Annotated in this window: 20 protein-coding genes and 1 pseudogene; 16 read left to right on the forward strand and 5 right to left on the reverse strand. The window is 62.1% G+C overall.

The genetic code is table 11. The annotated features are described in order from the left end of the window. From gcl to QMX88_RS21910, 3 genes are all read left to right on the forward strand, one after another. Nucleotides 1–1,605, forward strand: a 1,605-nt coding sequence (gene gcl / locus QMX88_RS21900; protein WP_282372330.1) for a glyoxylate carboligase, incomplete at its 5' end; no start/stop codon positions are given. Nucleotides 1,606–1,670: 65 nt separating this feature from the next. Beyond that, nucleotides 1,671–2,453: a hydroxypyruvate isomerase gene (gene hyi / locus QMX88_RS21905; protein WP_282372331.1), complete on the forward strand. Its 783-nt coding sequence runs from the start codon at nt 1,671–1,673 to the stop codon at nt 2,451–2,453. Nucleotides 2,454–2,576: 123 nt separating this feature from the next. Beyond that, the gene (locus QMX88_RS21910; RefSeq protein ID WP_282372332.1) at nt 2,577–3,479 is read left to right on the forward strand and encodes a 2-hydroxy-3-oxopropionate reductase; all 903 of its coding nucleotides are present in this window, start codon (nt 2,577–2,579) and stop codon (nt 3,477–3,479) included. A 242-nt stretch (nt 3,480–3,721) separates the two neighbouring features. Here QMX88_RS21910 and QMX88_RS21915 read toward each other — a convergent pair whose 3' ends face one another. Then, nucleotides 3,722–5,044 carry an OprD family porin gene (locus QMX88_RS21915; protein WP_282372333.1) on the reverse strand — a complete coding sequence of 441 codons (1,323 nt, stop codon included), beginning with the start codon at nt 5,042–5,044 and terminating at the stop codon, nt 3,722–3,724. Nucleotides 5,045–5,681: 637 nt separating this feature from the next. Here QMX88_RS21915 and QMX88_RS29845 point away from each other — a divergent pair. The 5 genes and pseudogenes from QMX88_RS29845 to ada all read left to right on the forward strand — a co-directional run. Next, nucleotides 5,682–6,191, forward strand: a pseudogene (locus tag QMX88_RS29845) (MCP four helix bundle domain-containing protein); the annotation flags it as partial. Nucleotides 6,192–6,614: 423 nt separating this feature from the next. After that, on the forward strand, nt 6,615–7,319 hold the full coding sequence (locus QMX88_RS29850; protein ID WP_442969486.1) for a methyl-accepting chemotaxis protein: 705 nt from the start codon (nt 6,615–6,617) through the stop codon (nt 7,317–7,319). 222 nt (nt 7,320–7,541) lie between these two features. After that, a complete protein-coding gene (gene copC, locus QMX88_RS21925; RefSeq protein ID WP_192173942.1) occupies nt 7,542–7,928 on the forward strand; it encodes a copper homeostasis periplasmic binding protein CopC in 387 nt (128 codons plus the stop codon). Between the two features lie 4 nt (nt 7,929–7,932). Further along, nucleotides 7,933–8,796, forward strand: coding sequence for a copper homeostasis membrane protein CopD (gene copD / locus QMX88_RS21930; protein WP_282372336.1), 864 nt, complete (start codon nt 7,933–7,935; stop codon nt 8,794–8,796). A 96-nt stretch (nt 8,797–8,892) separates the two neighbouring features. Beyond that, a complete protein-coding gene (ada, locus tag QMX88_RS21935) occupies nt 8,893–9,993 on the forward strand; it encodes a bifunctional DNA-binding transcriptional regulator/O6-methylguanine-DNA methyltransferase Ada (RefSeq protein ID WP_282372337.1) in 1,101 nt (366 codons plus the stop codon). Between the two features lie 56 nt (nt 9,994–10,049). Here the strand turns inward: ada and QMX88_RS21940 are convergent, their stop codons facing one another. Next, nucleotides 10,050–10,325, reverse strand: a complete 276-nt coding sequence (locus QMX88_RS21940; protein WP_122537187.1) for a type II toxin-antitoxin system RelE/ParE family toxin — start codon at nt 10,323–10,325, stop codon at nt 10,050–10,052. Beyond that, nucleotides 10,325–10,597, reverse strand: coding sequence for a CopG family ribbon-helix-helix protein (locus QMX88_RS21945; RefSeq protein ID WP_192173946.1), 273 nt, complete (start codon nt 10,595–10,597; stop codon nt 10,325–10,327). The genes QMX88_RS21940 and QMX88_RS21945 overlap by 1 nt, the downstream gene beginning before the upstream one ends. Before the next feature lie 234 nt (nt 10,598–10,831). Here QMX88_RS21945 and parS point away from each other — a divergent pair, with 234 nt between their 5' ends. Continuing rightward, nucleotides 10,832–11,281, forward strand: coding sequence for a type II RES/Xre toxin-antitoxin system antitoxin (gene parS / locus QMX88_RS21950; protein WP_282372338.1), 450 nt, complete (start codon nt 10,832–10,834; stop codon nt 11,279–11,281). Next, nucleotides 11,281–11,724, forward strand: a complete 444-nt coding sequence (locus QMX88_RS21955) for an RES family NAD+ phosphorylase (RefSeq protein WP_282372340.1) — start codon at nt 11,281–11,283, stop codon at nt 11,722–11,724. Before parS ends, QMX88_RS21955 begins: the two co-directional genes overlap by 1 nt. On the opposite strand, the gene acuI is transcribed toward QMX88_RS21955, so the two are convergent. After that, nucleotides 11,725–12,708, reverse strand: coding sequence for an acrylyl-CoA reductase (NADPH) (gene acuI / locus QMX88_RS21960; protein WP_282372341.1), 984 nt, complete (start codon nt 12,706–12,708; stop codon nt 11,725–11,727). A gap of 48 nt (nt 12,709–12,756) precedes the next feature. Further along, on the reverse strand, nt 12,757–13,395 hold the full coding sequence (gene acuR / locus QMX88_RS21965) for an acrylate utilization transcriptional regulator AcuR (protein WP_282372342.1): 639 nt from the start codon (nt 13,393–13,395) through the stop codon (nt 12,757–12,759). A gap of 92 nt (nt 13,396–13,487) precedes the next feature. On the opposite strand from acuR, the gene QMX88_RS21970 reads away from it, so the two are divergent. From QMX88_RS21970 to QMX88_RS21995, 6 genes are all read left to right on the forward strand, one after another. Next, nucleotides 13,488–14,564, forward strand: coding sequence for an NAD(P)H-dependent flavin oxidoreductase (locus tag QMX88_RS21970; RefSeq protein WP_282372343.1), 1,077 nt, complete (start codon nt 13,488–13,490; stop codon nt 14,562–14,564). A 151-nt stretch (nt 14,565–14,715) separates the two neighbouring features. Further along, nucleotides 14,716–15,483, forward strand: a complete 768-nt coding sequence (gene modA, locus QMX88_RS21975) for a molybdate ABC transporter substrate-binding protein (protein WP_282372344.1) — start codon at nt 14,716–14,718, stop codon at nt 15,481–15,483. Beyond that, the gene (gene modB / locus QMX88_RS21980; protein ID WP_282372346.1) at nt 15,484–16,170 is read left to right on the forward strand and encodes a molybdate ABC transporter permease subunit; all 687 of its coding nucleotides are present in this window, start codon (nt 15,484–15,486) and stop codon (nt 16,168–16,170) included. Then, on the forward strand, nt 16,167–17,255 hold the full coding sequence (gene modC / locus QMX88_RS21985; protein ID WP_282372347.1) for a molybdenum ABC transporter ATP-binding protein: 1,089 nt from the start codon (nt 16,167–16,169) through the stop codon (nt 17,253–17,255). The genes modB and modC overlap by 4 nt, the downstream gene beginning before the upstream one ends. A gap of 96 nt (nt 17,256–17,351) precedes the next feature. Continuing rightward, on the forward strand, nt 17,352–18,422 hold the full coding sequence (locus QMX88_RS21990; protein ID WP_282372348.1) for a DNA topoisomerase IB: 1,071 nt from the start codon (nt 17,352–17,354) through the stop codon (nt 18,420–18,422). Further along, on the forward strand, nt 18,419–18,592 hold the full coding sequence (locus QMX88_RS21995) for a hypothetical protein (RefSeq protein WP_282372349.1): 174 nt from the start codon (nt 18,419–18,421) through the stop codon (nt 18,590–18,592). Before QMX88_RS21990 ends, QMX88_RS21995 begins: the two co-directional genes overlap by 4 nt. Nucleotides 18,593–18,627: the final 35 nt, after the last annotated feature.

Below are 18,627 nucleotides of genomic sequence, written 5' to 3' on the forward strand. Positions count from 1 at the left end.
GCCGAGGGTTACACCCGCGCCATCGCCGGCAACATCGGCGTGTGCATCGGCACCTCGGGCCCGGCCGGCACTGACATGATCACCGGTCTGTATTCAGCCTCCGCCGACTCGATTCCGATTCTGTGCATCACCGGCCAGGCACCGCGTGCACGGATGCACAAGGAGGACTTCCAGGCCGTGGACATCGCCAGCATCGCCGCGCCGGTGGCCAAGTGGGCGACCACGGTCATGGAGCCGGGCCAGGTGCCCTATGTGTTCCAGAAAGCCTTTCAGTTGATGCGCAGCGGCCGACCCGGTCCGGTGTTGATCGACCTGCCCTTCGACGTGCAGATGGCCGAGATCGAATTCGACATCGACGCCTACGAACCGCTGCCGGTGGTCAAACCCCAGGCCAGCCGCAAGCAGATTGAAAAAGCCCTGGCGATGCTTAACGCCTCCGAGCGTCCGCTGATCGTGGCCGGCGGCGGCATCATCAACGCCGATGCGTCGGACGCGCTGGTGGAGTTCGCCGAGCTGACCGGCATTCCGGTGATCCCGACGCTGATGGGCTGGGGCACGATCCCCGACGATCATCCGCAGATGGCCGGCATGGTCGGGCTGCAGACCTCTCACCGCTACGGCAACGCGACGATGCTGGAGTCCGATCTGGTCCTCGGCATCGGCAACCGCTGGGCCAACCGCCACACCGGCACCGTGTCGGTGTACAGCGAAGGGCGCACGTTCATCCACGTCGACATCGAACCGACGCAGATCGGCCGCGTGCTGACGCCGGATCTGGGCATCGTTTCCGACGCCGGCGCAGCCCTGGCGATGTTCATCGAAGTGGCGCGCGAGTGGCACACCGCCGGCAAGCTGAAGAACCGGAGCGAATGGCTTGCGAGCTGCCAGGAACGCAAGCGCACGCTGCAGCGCAAGACCCATTACGAGAACATCCCGGTCAAGCCGCAGCGGGTGTACGAGGAGATGAATCAGTATTTCGGCAAGGACACCTGCTACATCAGCACCATCGGCCTGTCGCAGATTGCCGGCGCGCAATTCCTCCACGTTTACAAGCCGCGTCACTGGATCAATTGCGGACAGGCCGGGCCGCTGGGCTGGACCATTCCGGCGGCGCTGGGCGTGGTCAAGGCCGACCCGAGCCGCCAGGTGGTCGCGCTGTCAGGGGATTACGATTTCCAGTTCATGATCGAAGAGCTCGCCGTCGGTGCGCAGTTCAAGCTGCCGTACATCCACGTGGTGGTGAACAACTCGTACCTGGGCCTCATCCGTCAGGCCCAGCGCAATTTCGACATCGATTACTGCGTGCAGTTGGCGTTCGACAACATCAATGCGCCTGAGCTGGAAGGCTATGGCGTCGATCACGTCGCGGTTGCCGAGGGCCTCGGCTGCAAGGCTATCCGCGTCCTTGACGCGGCGCACCTGCAGGCCGCCTTCGCCGAAGCCACCAGCCTGATGCAGCAGTACCGCGTGCCGGTGGTGGTGGAGATCATTCTCGAACGCGTCACCAACATTGCAATGGGCACCGAGATCAACGCCATCAATGAATTCGAGTCCCTGGCCGAGAGCCGCGCCGACGCCCCCACCGCCACCAGCCTGCTGGACTGATCGCGCCTGGTTGCTCCAAACAAGAGCTCCCAACACGAACCCGGAACACGAACAAGGAGTACGTCATGCCCCGTTTATGCGCCAACCTGTCGATGCTGTTCACCGAGCTGGCATTTCTGCAACGTTTCGAAGCCGCCGCCGACGCCGGGTTCAGTGGCGTCGAGTACCTGTTTCCCTATGACTTCAGCTCCGCCCAGATCAAGGCCGAGCTGGACCGCAACCGGCTCACTCAAGTGCTGTTCAACTTGCCAGCCGGGGACTGGGCCAAGGGCGAGCGCGGCATCGCCTGTCACCCCGATCGAGTCGAGGAGTTCTATGCCGGCGTTGACCTGGCCATTGCGTACGCCAAGGTCCTGGGCAACACCCAGATCAATTGCCTGGCGGGGATCAAGCCCCAGGGATTCGACGACGGGCTGGTCGAGAAGACCTTCGTCGACAACCTCAAATACGCCGCCGACCGCCTGCAAGCCCAGGGCATCGATCTGGTGATGGAAATGATCAACACCCGGGACATTCCGGGGTTCTACCTGAACACCACCGCCCAGGCGCTGGCGATTCGCGAGAAGGTCGGCAGCCGCAATCTGTCGCTGCAATACGACATCTACCACATGCAAATCATGGAAGGCGACCTGGCCCGCACCCTTGAAAACCACCTGCCGGCGATCCGTCACGTGCAACTGGCGGACAACCCGGGGCGCCATGAACCGGGCACCGGCGAGATCAACTACGGCTTTTTGTTCAAGCACCTGGACCGGCTGGGTTATCGCGGCTGGATCGGCTGTGAATACAAGCCGCTGACCACCACCGAAGCCGGGCTTGGATGGCTGAAAACCCATAATTTGATCTGAAGTCAGCGGCAAGCTTCAAGCTTCAAGCTTCACGCATTGCCAGCCGGACGAACGCAGTCAGGCTTCTAGCTTGCGGCTTGAAGCTTGCCGCTTGCTCCCCAACAACAACCAGAGGCATCTTCTATGGCTAACATCGGCTTCATCGGCACCGGCATCATGGGCCTGCCCATGGCAGAAAACCTGCAGAAAGCAGGTCATCAATTGATTCTCTCCCGGCACTTCATTGCCCCGCCCGCGTCCCTGGTGGAGGGCGGCGCGACGGTGCTGGCCAACCCGCGGGAAGTGGCGCAGGAAGCGGAATTCATCATCGTCATGCTGCCGGACACCCCGCAGGTCAACGACGTGCTGTTCGGCGAAAACGGTCTGAGCGAGGGCGTTGATAGCCGCAACGTGGTCATCGACATGAGCTCGATTTCCCCCTCGGCGACGAAAGCCTTCGCCGAGAAAATCAACGCCACCGGCGCGCAGTACCTCGACGCACCGGTGTCGGGCGGTGAAGTCGGCGCCAGGGCGGCCACGCTGAGCATCATGGTCGGCGGCGAGCAGGCGACATTCGAGCGCGCCCTGCCCCTGTTCCAGACCATGGGCAAGAACATCACCCTGGTCGGTGGCAACGGTGACGGCCAGACCGCCAAGGTCGCCAACCAGATCATCGTCGCGCTGAACATCCAGGCCGTGGCCGAAGCCCTGCTGTTTGCCTCGAAAAACGGCGCCGACCCGGCCAAGGTGCGGGAAGCGTTGATGGGCGGTTTTGCCTCGTCGAAGATTCTTGAAGTGCATGGCGAACGGATGATCAAAGGGACGTTCAACCCGGGCTTCAGGATCGCGCTGCATCAAAAGGATCTGAACCTGGCCCTTGAAGGTGCGCGGGAGTTGGGCCTGAACCTGCCCAATACGGCCAACGCCCAGCAAGTGTTCAGCACCTGCGCGGCGTTGGGCGGGAGTGGCTGGGATCACTCGGGGCTGATCAAGGGGCTGGAACACATGGCGAATTTTTCGATTCGTGGGGATCACACGCCTGATTGATGTTCGCTGTTGGAGTGTGTTGCTTGTGCCGGCCCCTTCCCGGCTAAAGCCGGTCCTACGAAAGCAATGCGTGCAGTCAGGAGGGACGCAGCGGCGTGCACTGTGTGGGACCGGCTTTAGCCGGGAAGAGGCCCGCCCTACTGATACATATCCCGGCCAGTGACAAAAGCAAAAAAGCCAGGCTTCCTTTCGGAAAGCCTGGCTTTCTTATGCAGCGGGGATTCACATCACCCGCCTCCCGATCAGAAAATATTGATCGGATAATCGGCAATCAAACGAAATTCCTTCACGTCGCCATCAGGCTGATCGCCGTTGGCGGTGTGCCAGGCCTGACGCATGCGCAGGGACAAATCCTTTGCCGGTCCGGACTGCACGACATACTTCGCTTCGAGGTTGGTTTCGTGGTGGTCGCCGTCATCGCCATAACCGGTGTAAGTGCTGTTCGATGGAATATGGGACCCATCGATGTCGTCACCGTGGATATAACGAACCATGAAACTCAGCCCCGGCGCGCCGTAACTCGCCATGTTCAGGTCATACCGCGCCTGCCAGGACTTTTCCCCCGGGCCGTTGAAGTCGGAGTACTGAACCGAGTTGGCCAGCAGTATGGAATCGCCAGTGTCGCCCGCGCCGTTATTACCAAAGGCCACATAATCGAACGGCGTGTCGCCATGCACTTTCTGGTAGGCCAGGGTCACGGTATGTGCGGTCAGGAATGAATAGGCCGCCGCCAGCGACCAGGTCGTGTTGCTGATATCGCCCGCCTTGGCGGCACCGCTGTCGTTGGTGCGATAGATATTGAAATCGAAGTTCAACGACTGCTGATCAGAGATCGGCAAGGTGTAGTTGGCATTGCCGTAGTACTGATGCCAGACATCCTTGAGGTCCGAGCCGTAAAGGCTGACCGACAGATTATCGGTGAGCGCATATTTGCCGCCGGCGTAGTCAATGCTGCTGGCTTCGACGTTGGCATACGCCGCCCAGATACCGTGATCATTGTTGGTGGTGATCGGGCCGTTGCTGCCGGTGAAGTGGCCGCCGTCAAGTTCCAGGTTGGCGATGTCGCTGCTCAGCAGGTTAAAGCCAGTGGCGGTTTGCGGGAACAGGCGTGAGCCGCCCGCGGCAAACACTGGCGCCTGGGGCTGCAGATTGCCGTAGCGCAATTCAGTCTTCGAGATGCGCATCTTCAGCGCCCCGCCGGCTGTGCCGTATTCATCCTGGGGATTGCCATGGCTGTCCACTGGCAGGTTGCCAGTGCCGGTGGTCCCGCCACCGCCATCCAGTTTCAGGCCCCAGTAACCGTAGGCATCAACGCCAAAACCCACGGTGCCCTGGGTGAAGCCGGAGCTGAAGTTACCCAGCACGCCCTGGGTCCAGTCCTTGCTGTCGTCCTTGCCGTTTTTGTTGTCCCGGTTGAAATAATAGTTCTTCAGGTGAACGGTCAGACTGCTGTCGTCGACGAAGCCCTTGGCCTCCGATTGATCACTGACAACTGCTGCCGTTGCCAGTTGACTGACGCCCAGCGATACCGCCAGCGTCATCAGATTCCATTTCACGAAAGTCATTGTTATCCCCTGTCTCGATTAAGGCCCAGCGCGTGCGCCCCCGAATGCGGGGCACTGTTTCAAGTTGACACGACGATTCAGCGCTGAAGCGGGCGTTGCGGCAGATGGAAGCGAAACACACATGCCAGTGACTGGACGGCTGTTCCAGCCAATGGAGCACATTGATTATTGTTGATGCACGTTCAGGCCAGGTCATACCACGCACTTGAAGGCCGAAAATCTTGTAGCACTATCCGACCGGCGGGATTCCCAACGAGTCTTGATAGTCACTATCAATCTTCGTAATAGTCGAAAACTTTAAGCCAGTGTTACCGTCGTCGGCGATGAAGAACACGACTCAATTGCCGGATGACTCCGCAGCATCAGGCAATCGAATCATGCTCCGCTTCATCATTCCTTTGGTAAGACTTTTAGCCACCTCACGTCAGTGCGGTGGCTTTTTTTATGCCCGCGTTCTACCGGACGTTCGCGACATGTCCCCGAACACCCAACGGCGGAAAAATTCCTTGTAAAAGGACCAACGGACTCTATTGCTTTAATAGCGAAAATATTTCGGCACTGCTCTGAAAACTCCGATATAAAGCGCACCAAGTAATAGCGTTCTAATATCACGAACGCCATCATTTCAGGTGCCCTTATGTTCAAAGATCTTTCAATTGCCAAGCGCCTGGGACTGGGCTTCGGGCTTGTCCTCGCGCTGATGATTCTCGTCACCCTGGTGGGCGTTAACAGGGTTCATCTGATGGAATCCGCCCTGACCGACGTCAGTGAGGACGCCACCGTCAAACAGCGCTACGCGATCAACTTCCGAGGCAGCGTGCATGACCGCGCCATTGCCCTGCGCGATGCCGTACTGGTGCGCAATGATGCCGGCCTTGCCACGCACTTGCGTGACATCGAGCGCCTGGACGGCCTTTATCAGGCCTCGGCCGCGCCCATGGACCGCATCTACCAGACCAAGGGTGCGTCGCCCCGTGAGCAAGAGCTGCTGGCCAACATCAAGACCGCCGAACGCACGGCACTGAGCGCCACCGAGAAACTGCTCAAGCTGCGTCAGCAAGGCGAGATCGACCAGGCCCAGACATTGCTGATGGAGCAAGTGTCCGGCGCCTACAAAGACTGGCTCGCCCGTATCAACGCACTGATTGACCTCGAAGAAGCGTCCATTGGCGGGCACATCACTTCGGTACGAGCCACGGCCTCGCAATTCGCTTCGCTGATGCTGCTGGCTACCGGCATCGCCGTGGTGTTGGGCATCATCGCCTCGCTGCTGATCATCCGCAGCCTCAAGTCGACCCTCGGCGCCGAACCCCACCAGGTCGCGGCTTCAATCCGTCGTCTGGCGGCCGGCGAGCTGACCGACAAAATTGAAACGTCCTATCCCGACAGCGTCATGGGTGCGCTCAAGGCGACCAACCTGCACCTGTCGGCCACCATCACCGAAGTACGCTCTGCCGCATCAGCGTTGACCCACTCCTCCGCCCAATTGCTGTCCAGTTCCGACAGCAACAGCGAGCAGATGCGCCTGCAAGCCAGTGAAACCCAGCAGATGGCGACGGCGATCAATCAGATGGCTACCACCGTAAAAGAAGTCGCGGGCTACGCCGACCAGGCCGCCAATGCCACCCAGACGGCTGACCATGAAGTCGAAAACGGCAAGCGCGTGGTCGAAGGCACTGCCCAGGCAATGGACCAACTGGCGCGCAAGCTGGAAAGCGCCGCTGACTCGGTGGGCCAGGTGTCCAGCGACAGCCGCGCCATCGAAAACGTGGTGGCGGTGATCAACTCCATCGCCGAACGCACCAACCTGTTGGCGCTCAACGCTGCCATCGAGGCCGCCCGCGCCGGTGAAGCGGGCCGCGGTTTCGCCGTAGTGGCCGACGAGGTTCGTTCTCTGGCCAATCGCACTCAGGAATCAACACAGGAAATACGCGACATGGTCGGCCAGTTGCAAACGGGTGCGGTGAAGACCGCCGACCTGATGCGCGAAAGCCGCGAAATGGCCCAGCGCACCGTCGAGCAGACCCACGAAGCGCAGACCGCGCTGGTGAAGATCCGCCACGAAGTCGGCGCGCTCAACGACATGAACGCGCAGATCGCCAGCGCCGCCGCGCAGCAAAGGGCAGTGGCCGATGACGTCAGCGTCAACATCAACCGCATCCACGATTCCGCACTGGAAACTGCGGTCGGCTCCAATCAGGTCGCACGCTCCAGCCGCGAGCTGTCGACCCTGGCCGACGTGCTCACCGACCGCGTGAGCTTCTTCAAGGTCTGAGCCTGCCAGGCTGCGTCGTTCAGGCGACGCAGCCATTTACGCCATCCCCCCGCCGCGCTGATTTCCTCTTTAAAGACATCTTGATTCCGACGCCGCAACCGGCTTAATCGCTGGAGTCCTTCTGCACTTTCTGGTCTAGTAGCGATCCGATCATCGCGAGTCGACTGCCGTCGAATCCATCATCCATTCGCTGCAACTGCCGCCCTAGCAAAGGTCCCGCCGATGTCTGCCCACCGTTTCAAGCACGCCCTCTCCTGCCTGTCCCTGCTGGCCTGTCTGACCTCCACTGCCGCCTTCGCCCACGCCCATCTTGAAAGCCAGCAGCCGGCTGCCGACAGTGAAGTGAGCGCACCCAAAGAGCTGCGCCTGATCTTCTCCGAAGGCGTCGAGGACACCTTCACCAAAGTCGTGATCAGCCTGGACGCGCCCGATACGCCGACTGAAATCATCCAGACGCGCAACGTCGAAACCGACCCCAACGACAAAAAAGTCCTGATCGTGACCCCGGCCGTGCCGATGGTCCCGGGCAAATACAAGGTGGAATGGCACGCCGTGTCAGTGGACACCCACAAGAGCGAAGGCACCTATCGCTTTCAGGTGACGCCATAACCCCATGCACGAAGGACTGATCCTGTGCCGGTTCATCCACTTCGGCGCAGTGCTGTTGCTGTTCGGGATCGGTGCGTTCCGCAGCCTGTTGTTTGTCCCGCACCTGCTGCCTTTTGAGACCAGCCCGGCTGGACTTCGCCTGAGACGACTGCTCGGCTGGCTTGCCGTTGTGGCCTTGGCGAGCGCAGTGGCCTGGCTGATGCTGACGGCTGCTTACCTGAGCAGTGACTGGAGCAGCGCAATCGATCCGTCTACAGTCGGGCGGGTACTCGGCAATACCTGGTTCGGGCACGTGTGGATCGTCCATCTGTTGTTGAACGCGCTGGTTGTCATCCTCAATCGCCGGGCGAAGCCGAGGGTCATGCTGGTCCTCAATGCCCTGTTGCTGATGACCCTGGCGCCGGTCGGTCACGGCGCGATGTTTGACGGGCTGAAAGGCCAGTTGTTGATCCTCAATCAGATGCTGCACCTGCTCGGCGTCGGCACCTGGCTCGGCGGGTTATGGATGCTGGCCTGGCTGCTGGGGGCTGATCATGGCGTCGATCTCGCGGCGGTATTGCGGCGTTTCAGTGGCATCGGTTACGGGCTGGTGGCGGTGATCATCGCCACGGGCCTGATCAACGTTCGTGCGCTCAGCGGCGGGTTCTGGCCTGCACCTGCGTTTGCCGGGTTTGGCCTGGTGCTGGCGGTCAAAGTCGTGATGGTGTTGGGCATGCTGGCGCTGGCGGCGCTGAACCGGCAACTGGCGCGGGCGGCTGATCTGCCGGTTCAGCGCCTGAAGTTGAGCGTGTTTCTGGAATGCCTATGTGGCGCCGGTGCGCTGGCCGCGGTGTCGTTGCTCGGCACCTTGCCGCCGATGCTGGGCTGAATCTGAGCATGAGAGTTTGAACGCAAGAGTCGGGGTGTCGGCCTCCCTCGATGCGGCTAACGTACAGACCAGTGAACAGTCAGAGAGCCGCCGCCAATGAGCCGCCAGCCGCGTAATCCGTCACCCGATAGCGTCGAGCTCGACCCGCGCTGGAGCGCCGTGTTGTCCCGGGACGCCAGCGCCGACGGGCTGTTTGTCTACGGCGTGCGCACCACCGGCGTCTATTGCCGCCCGAGCAGCAGCGCACGCTTGCCTCGCCCGGAAAACGTGGTGTTCTTTGACAGTGCCACCGAGGCCGAAGCTGCCGGCTTTCGCCCGAGCAAACGCGCCGCCGCCGCCGACCGCACCGGTCTGGCTGAGCAGCATGCTGCGGTTGTCGCTGGCGCCTGTCGACTGATCGCCGACGCGGAGTTGCTGCCGACCCTCGCCGAGCTGGCCGTCCACGCCGGCATGAGCCCCTGGCATTTCCACCGCGTGTTCAAAGCCGTCACCGGCCTGACACCCAAGGGCTACGCCAATGCCCACCGCGCCGACAAGGTGCGCAGCAAACTGACGGACAGCGGGCGGATCACCGACGCCCTCTACGACGCCGGTTTCAATTCCAACAGCCGCTTTTACGAAGCCAGTGCCGGATTGCTGGGCATGAGCCCCACCGACTATCGCAAGGGCGGCGCCGCGCTGGAGATTCGGTTTGCCGTCGGCGAGTGCTTTCTCGGTGCGATTCTGGTGGCCCGGAGTCCGCGCGGCGTGTGCGCCATTCTGCTGGGCGATGACCCCAATCGATTGGTGCAAGACCTGCAGGATCAGTTTCACAGCGCCACGCTGATCGGCGGCGATGCCGACTTCGAGCGGCTCATGGCTGAGGTGGTGGGGTTTATCGAGGCGCCGAAGCTGGGCCTGAACCTGCCACTGGATTTGCAGGGCACCGCGTTTCAGCAGCGGGTCTGGCAGGCCCTGGCGCAGATCCCGCCGGGCACCACCGCGAGCTACGCACAAATCGCCCGGCAAATCGGTGCGCCGACCGCCAGTCGTGCGGTTGCTCTGGCCTGCGGTGCAAACCGCATTGCCGTGGCGATTCCCTGTCACCGCGTGGTGCGCAGCGATGGCGGGTTGTCGGGTTATCGTTGGGGGGTGGAGCGCAAGCGCGCGTTGCTCACTCGTGAAGGTCAAGGAACGGAACCACAGCATTCACGCTGAGCTATTTTGATTGGTTTCAGCCCAGCTCAAACTTCAGTTCCGCTGCTTCCACGATCCTATCGATCCTCGCGGGTGTGCCACAGACGCAGCAGATAGATTGTGGAATTGGCTATCTCGTAGCGCATCTCGTAATGGCCGATCTGGATTCTGCGCACATCCCTCGGTTCAAATTCTTCAAGGCGTTCGCCGATGCGTGGATTAACGAGCAGCGTAGTCGGTGCTGCCGTGAGTTGCTGCACGGTTCGTGCGGCGGCAGGCTGATTGGCCGCTGCCAGAAACTCATAGAGCCGGGCAATGTCGGAAAGCGCCTTGCTCGTCCACTTCAGTTCCATCAGTGTGGAACCGGCAACGGCGTGTCGGTGCTAAGGCTATCAGCCCAGGCCTGAACGGTCTGGTGGTCAATTACGTGACCAGCATCAACATCAGCCAATGCCTCGCGAGTCAGGCGACTGCGCTCTTCTTCCTGATCTATCCAGGCGGACAGGGCCTGTTTGACGATCCAGTTTTTGGAGCGTTCCAGCCGCTCCGCCATCAAATCGACTTTTTGTGCCAACGCCTCAGGAACGTGAGCCGTCACCGATCGGGTCTTTGCGGAAGTTGCCATGATAGGACGGTCCTGATTAGAGAGTGATTTAAAGTTAATCATAGTGAGTCATTAAAAATCGTCAAGAACAGGGTCAGCTGTCGGATTGCGCTGTACGCCATCCGTTAGGCGTTTCCGGCTAAAGCCGGCTCCACTAGGGAAGCAAAGCATGCAAACGCCGGTAACAGCTTCTCGCTTGAGAAACCCTGACAGCGGCGTAAGGTCCCTGCACCGGATCTCACAAGGAGCATGGACGTGCCTTCGACTCTTCAAGCAGCGATAACCGACACCGCCCCCTCATTCTGGTTGATCGCCGACCAGCTCAACGCACGCAACGAAACCGAACGGCTGGACTACATCCGCTCGGGCTTCCCGCCCGGCTGGGTCAAGGTGCTGCGCAATGCCTTCCGCCTCAGCAACAGCCAGCTCGAAGCCTTATTGGCAACCTCGGTCTCCACGCTGGAGCGCCGCCAGCGTCAGCAACGACCGCTGGACATCGTCGGCTCCGAACGCCTCGACCGGGTCGCCGCCCTCGCCACCCACGCCGCCGAACTCTTCGAAGACCAGAACACCGCCCGCCGCTGGATGATTGCGTCCAACCGCGCGCTCAACGGGCAGACGCCCATTGCCCTGTGCGAAACCGAGATCGGCGCACGCCAGGCACGTCGGGTGCTCAGCGCCTTGCAGCACGGCGGGGTCGTCTGATGCAGGCCTGGAGGATCAGCAAGGCAAATGCCGCGAACGATCTGTCCGGCACCGGCGCCGCGCAGTTCGGCGGGCGCTGGAATCATGCCGACCAGCCGGCCCTCTACCTGGCGCTGAGTGCGTCAGGCTGCGCGCTGGACACCCTCGTTCAGTGCGCGAGCCTGCCGCAGCCGGGTTTCCAGCTGGTTCACCTGCAGTTGCCGGATGCCCCGGCACTGTATTGGCAGCCTGCCCTCTCGCACCTGCCGCCCGGCTGGGACGTCACGCCGGCAGACCGGCCCAGCATGGATTTCGGCAGCGCCTGGCTGGAGCGGCGTGAGCAACTGGGTTTGATCGTGCCCTCCGCAATCATCACCCACACGCGCAACCTGCTGCTCAACCCCCGTCACCCCGCCATGGCGCAGGTCAGGGTGCTGGACGTGCGCCCTTTCACCTGCGGCTGATCAGCGCTGGGTGTCGACCACGATTCTGCCGCGCACCTGCCCGTCCATGAGCAGCTGCGCGGTTTCAACCACTTCACTCAAGCCGATCTCCCTGCTGATCAAAGGCAGCAGCGACACATCCAGATCCCGGGCCAGACGCGCCCAGGCGTCGATGCGGTCCTGGCGCGGGCGCATCACACTGTCGATACCGGCCAGCGTTACACCTCGCAGAATGAACGGCGCCACCGATGCCGGAAAATCCATCCCCTGCGCCAGTCCGCAGGTCGCCACCGTGCCCCAGTACCGTGTGCTCGCGCAGATATTGGCGAGCGTGTGACTGCCCACCGAATCAATTGCCCCGGCCCAGCGCTCTTTGGCCAATGGGCGGCCGGGCTCGGCAAGGGTCGCGCGGTCGATGATTTCAGCGGCGCCGAGGGACGTCAGGTATTCGCTCTCGCTCACGCGGCCGGTGGAGGCCACGACGCGATAACCGAGCTTGGCCAGCAATGCAATGGCGAAACTGCCGACACCGCCGTTGGCCCCGGTCACCAGCACCTCGCCCTTGTCCGGCGTCACGCCGTTTTTCTCCAGTGCCATGATTGCCAGCATCGCGGTGTATCCCGCCGTGCCGATGGCCATGGCCTGCGCCGGTGTAAAGGCGCTCGGCAGCGGGATCAGCCATTTGCCTTGCAGCCTCGCCTGTTGTGCCAGGCCACCCCAATGACCTTCCCCCACGCCCCAGCCGTTCAGTAACACCTGATCGCCAGGTTTGAAGTCCGGGTCGCGGCTGTCCTCGACCGTGCCGGCCAGATCCACGCCGGGCACCATTGGGAACTGCCGCACGATCGGCCCTTTGCCGGTGATCGCCAGGCCGTCCTTGTAATTCAGCGTGCTGTGGCTGACGCGCAGCGTGACGTCGCCCTCGGGCAACTGACTGTCATCGATGTCTGCCAGCTCGGCGCGGTAGCCGTTGTCGTCTTTGTTGATCAGGATGCCTTTGAACATTGCCCCTCTCCTATTTAGACCGCTCGTCTATAACCAGACCTCAAGACATCAGCGCGGCAAGCCGCGCAGAAATCCGATAATGAAGGTGTTGAGTGGTTGCTCGTTCTGCACCAGTCGAGCCCGCAGCACGGCGCCCTCCCAGCCGATCCAGAAATACGCCGCCAGTTCTGAACAATCCGTGCGCGCTGGCAGTTCCCCTGCGGCAATCGCCGCCTTGAAGCAGACCGTCAGGCGCGCCTGCCAATCGAGGAAAACCTTTTCCAGCGCCTCGCGGAAACCCGCTGGCAGGACGCTCACTTCCTGGCCCATGTTGCCGACCAGACAGCCGCGGCGGAACTCATGGCGGGCGATATTGACCTTTGATTCCTGAACGAACCCGGCCAGCCGCTCCAGCGGCGACAGGGTTTCATCCAGCAGCCAGCGATCAAGGCGCCGGGCAAAGTAGCCGGCGTAGCTGTCGAGCACCGCGAGGCCGAACACCTCTTTGCTAGCGAAGTAGTGGTAGAAAGAGCCTTTGGGCACGCCGACGCGCTTGAGGATGCCGTCGATGCCTGTGGCCATGAAGCCCTGCTCGGTCAGCACCTCGACGCCGCAACGGATCAGCGCCTCGCGGGTGTCGAAGTCATCGGGGCGCGCCACTTTGGGCGGGCGGCCGGGGCGTCTGGGTTTTGCAATGATGTCGTTCATAGGGTTGCATATTAGACCGAGCGTCTATTAAATCAACCGCAACTTTTCAAATGCTGCTTTTTAACAGCCTTTTCGCTATGGAGACTCTGCCGATGATCGCCTGGCCCGACACCCGCCTGCTCAAACTGCTGGACATCGAACTGCCCATCCTCCAAGCGCCCATGGCCGGCGCGTCCGGCTCGGCAATGGCCATCGCCGTCGGCAAAGCGGGCGGCCTGCCCTCGCTGCCTTGCGCCATGCTCACCCGCGCGCAGATTCGCGAAGAAGTGGCGCGAATACGCGCGAGCACTCACGCGCCGCTTAACCTGAATTTCTTCTGCCACTCGACTCCGCCCGCCGATCCGCAGGCGGATGCCGACTGGAAAAACCTGCTCAAGCCCTATTACGACGAACTGGGTGCAGACTTCGACGCGCCGACGCCCACGTCCAACCGCGCACCGTTTGACGAAGCGGCCTGCGCCTTGATCGAAGAACTGAAGCCTCAAGTGGTCAGCTTCCATTTCGGTCTCCCCGAGGCTGCGCTGCTGGCGCGGGTGAAGGCGACTGGCGCGAAGGTGTTGTCTTCTGCAACCACGGTTGAAGAAGCGATTTGGCTCGAAGCGCGGGGTTGCGATGCGATCATCGCCATGGGCTACGAGGCCGGAGGGCATCGCGGCATGTTCCTCAGCGATCAGCTTCACACCCAGGTCGGGACCATGGCGCTGGTGCCGCAGATTGTCGATGCCGTGAGGATTCCGGTCATCGCGGCCGGTGGCATTGCCGACAGTCGCGGGATTGCCGCTGCGTTCATGCTCGGCGCGTCAGCGGTTCAGATCGGCACCGCGTATCTGTTTACCCCGGAAGCCAAGACTTCCGCGCTGCATCAGGCAGCACTGAGCCGAGCGCAGGACAGCCAGACCGCCATCACCAACATTTTCACCGGTCGCCCGGCCCGGGGCATCGTCAACCGCATCATGGCTGACATCGGACCCATGGCCGATACCGCGCCGGCCTTCCCCACGGCCGGCGGTGCGTTGATGCCGCTGCGCAGCAAGGCCGAAGCCCGGGGCGACGACGGTTTCATGAACCTCTGGGCGGGTCAGGCAGTGGGCATCAAGCACTCGCTGTCGGCGGAAGAACTTACCCGGACGCTGGCCATCGGCGCCCTGGAACGGCTGGCCGGGCGCTGAGCCGGTGATCAACCCGCCGATTTAAAAACGCAGCGCGGCAAGATCCGGCTTCCGCGCGGGGAAGAGTCGCTATATATTTCGCTGCATAGCGTTTGACCGGCGTCCGGTTGGCGTTCTCTCTCACTCCCGTTCGCCACCCCGGAGCCGTTCCATGCGCGCAGTTTCAGATCGCTTCACCCTCACCTCACTGGCCGTCGCCTTTGTCGCGCTGTCCTCGGGCACAGCGTTTGCCGATGAAGTCCAGGTGGCCGTCGCGGCCAATTTCACCGCGCCGATCCAGGCCATCGCCACGGATTTCGAAAAGGATACGGGCCATACACTCGTGGCCTCGTTCGGCGCCACCGGCCAGTTCTACACCCAGATCAAAAATGGCGCGCCGTTCGAAGTCTTCCTCGCCGCCGATGACACCACTCCGGCAAAACTTGAGAGCGAAAACGAGACGGTGAAAGGCTCGCGCTTCACCTATGCCGTTGGCACCCTGGCGCTATGGTCGGCCAAAGACGGCTACGTCGACGACAAAGGCCAAGTGCTCAAGGACGGCAAATTCCAGCACTTGTCCATTGCCAACCCGAAAGCTGCACCCTACGGCCTCGCCGCCACTCAGACCCTGGACAAACTGGGCCTGACTGACGCGACCAAAAGCAAGATCGTCGAAGGCCAGAGCATCGCCCAGGCCTATCAGTTCGTGCAGACCGGCAACGCCGAGCTGGGTTTCGTCGCCCTCTCCCAGGTGTTTAAGGACGGCAAGCTGACCGGCGGCTCGGCGTGGATCGTGCCCGCCAACCTGCATGAGTCGATCAAGCAGGACGCCGTGATCCTCAACAAGGGCAAGGACAACGCCGCCGCCAAGGCGCTGATGGACTACCTCAAGGGCCCGAAGGCCGCCGCAATCATCAAGTCCTACGGGTACCAGCTGTAAATGCTGCTGGGCAGTGCCGACCTCGCGGCCATCTGGCTGACGCTGAAACTGGCGTCCCTCACCACCGTGATTCTGCTGATCGTCGGCACGCCCATCGCGCTGTGGCTGTCGCGCACCCGCTCCTGGCTGAAAGGCCCGATCGGCGCGGTGGTCGCCCTGCCCCTGGTGCTGCCGCCCACGGTGATCGGCTTTTATCTGTTGCTGTTGCTCGGGCCGAACGGCGCGGTCGGGCAACTGACCCAGAGCCTGGGGCTCGGCACGCTGACGTTCAGTTTCACCGGGTTGGTGATCGGCTCGGTGCTGTATTCCCTGCCGTTCGTGGTGCAGCCGTTGCAGAACGCTTTCGCCGCCATCGGCCCGCGCCCCCTTGAAGTGGCGGCCACGTTGCGCGCAGGCCCTTGGGACACGTTCTTCTCGGTGATCCTGCCGCTGGCGCGCCCTGGCTTTATCACCGGGGCGATTCTGGGTTTCGCTCACACCGTGGGTGAGTTCGGCGTGGTACTGATGATCGGCGGCAACATCCCGGAGAAAACCCGAGTCGTGTCCACGCAAATCTATAACCACGTCGAATCCATGGAATACGCCCAGGCCCATTGGCTGGCCGGGGCGATGCTGGTGTTTTCCTTTGTGGTGCTGCTGGCGCTGTACTCCAGCGGCAAGGCGCGTTCGGCGTGGAGCGGCGCATGAGCGCGAACATTGAAGTGCGCTTCAAGGTCGACTACGCCGAGTTCGCTCTGGACGTCGACCTCAATCTGCCCGGTCGCGGCGTCACGGCGCTCTACGGCCATTCCGGTTCTGGCAAAACCACTTGCCTGCGTTGCATCGCCGGGCTGGAAAAGGCAGCCGACGGTTATATCCGTGTCAACGGCGAGGTCTGGCAGGACAGCGCCAACCATTTCTTTCTCCCCCCACACAAACGCCCCTTGGGCTACGTGTTCCAGGAAGCCAGCCTGTTTCCGCACCTCGACGTCGAGGGCAATCTGCGTTTCGGCCTCAAGCGCATCCCCGAGCGCGACAGGCGTATCACGCTGCAACAAGCGACGTCATTGCTGGGCATCGATCATCTGCTCAGCCGCGCGCCCGACAAACTCTCCGGCGGCGAGCGTCAGCGGGTCGGTATCGCCCGGGCGTTGCTGACCAGCCCGCGCCTGCTGTTGATGGACGAACCCCTGGCGGCGCTGGATGCGCAACGCAAGAGCGAAATCCTGCCGTACCTCGAACGCCTCCATGACGAGCTGGATATTCCGGTGATCTACGTGAGTCACGCCCAGGATGAAGTGGCTCGACTGGCCGATCATCTGGTGCTGCTCAGCGACGGCAAAGCACTGGCCAGCGGCCCCATCGGCGAAACCCTGGCGCGGCTGGATCTGCCACTGGCGATGGGTGACGACGCGGGCGTGGTCATCGAGGGAACCGTTCAAGCCTATGACGCTGCGTACCAGCTCATCACCGTACAACTGCCGCGTAGCCAGTTGAGCATCCGCGTCGCCCACTCGGCGTTGCTGCCCGGCAAGCCGCTGCGCCTTAAAGTGCAGGCGCGGGATGTGAGCCTGAGTCTGCAACCCGACGCTCAAAGCAGCATCCTCAATCGCCTGCCGGTCACGGTCATCGAAGAGATCGCCGCTGACAACACCGCCCATGTGCTGGTGCGCCTGGATGCCGACGGCTCGCCACTGCTGGCGCGGATTACCCGCTATTCCAGGGATCAGCTGCAATTGGCAGCCGGTCAACGGTTGTGGGCGCAGATCAAGTCGGTGGCGCTGCTGGCCTAGGCCCGATCCATCGCACTCGTCAGAACGCAATTATTCGGCACGACTGCGCAGCGCCACGGTCAATGCAAAAAGACCCCGCGTTCAGGACTGCCTTTCATGCCGGACACAATTCACAGCGAAGACCTGCCCAAAGATCTGCACTACGTCGACGACAGCCAGCCCGGATTCAGCCGCAAGATCCTGCGCGGCAAGTTCGCCTATTTCGACATCGACGGCCAGCGCATCCGCGACGAGGACGAGATCAAGCGCATCAACGCGCTAGTGATCCCCCCGGCTTACAGCGACGTGTGGATCTGCGCCGACCGCCAGGGCCATCTGCAAGCCACTGGCCGCGACGCCCGCGGGCGCAAGCAGTACCGCTATCACCCGCGTTGGCGCGAGATCCGCGACGAGAACAAATACTCGCGGATGATCGCCTTCGGCCAGGCGCTGCCCAAGGTGCGCAAGCAGCTGGAAACGCAACTGGCCAAACCCGGCATGGGCCGCGAGAAGGTCATGGCAGCGGTGCTATCATTGCTGGACCAGACGCTGATCCGTATCGGCAACAGCCAGTATGCCCGGGACAACCGCTCCTACGGGCTGACCACGCTGCGTAACAAACATGTCGACGTGAAGGGCAGCAAGATCTACTTCGAGTTTCGTGGCAAGAGCGGCGTCGAGCACCGGCTCAGCGTCACCGACCGACGCCTGGCGAATATCATCAAACGCTGCATGGAGTTACCTGGCCAGAACCTCTTCCAGTACCTGGACGACGACGGCCAGCGGCATACCGTTTCTTCCCACGACATCAACCAGTACCTGCACACACTGACCGGCGCTGACTTCACCGCCAAGGATTACCGCACTTGGGCCGGCAGCGCGATGGCCCTGGCGACCCTGCGCAAGCTGCACTGGGAACCGGAGGCGGACGCGAAGAAACACGTCGTGTCCATGGTCAAGGAAGTCGCCCGATTGCTGGGCAACACCCCGGCCGTCTGCCGCAAGTGCTACATCCACCCGGCCGTGCTGGAAGCCTTCGCCATGGGCGAACTGGCCAAGCTGCCGCGCATCCGCCAGCGCAAGGGCCTGCGTCTGGAAGAAGTGGCGCTGGCCGGTTTCCTCCAGGGCCTGCAGGCCGCCGAGGTCATTCGTGAAGCATCCGAAGAACTGACAGGAGAAACAGCATGACCAACCACGACGCTCACATCCCGGGTGAAAAACTCAATGACCCGGACGCGCGCCCTGCCGACGTGGCCGACGACCGCGACCGCACCGACGATGTGCGTGAAGACGAGCCGCTGACCGGCGGCGACCACGACGACGCCGGGCACACCCCCAAGGTGCCCCTCGCCGAGTAAACCCGTTCTTGCATTTCAGGATTCAAAGGCCTCAC

The organism is Pseudomonas sp. PS02290 (assembly GCF_029960075.1).
Lineage (GTDB): Bacteria > Pseudomonadota > Gammaproteobacteria > Pseudomonadales > Pseudomonadaceae > Aquipseudomonas.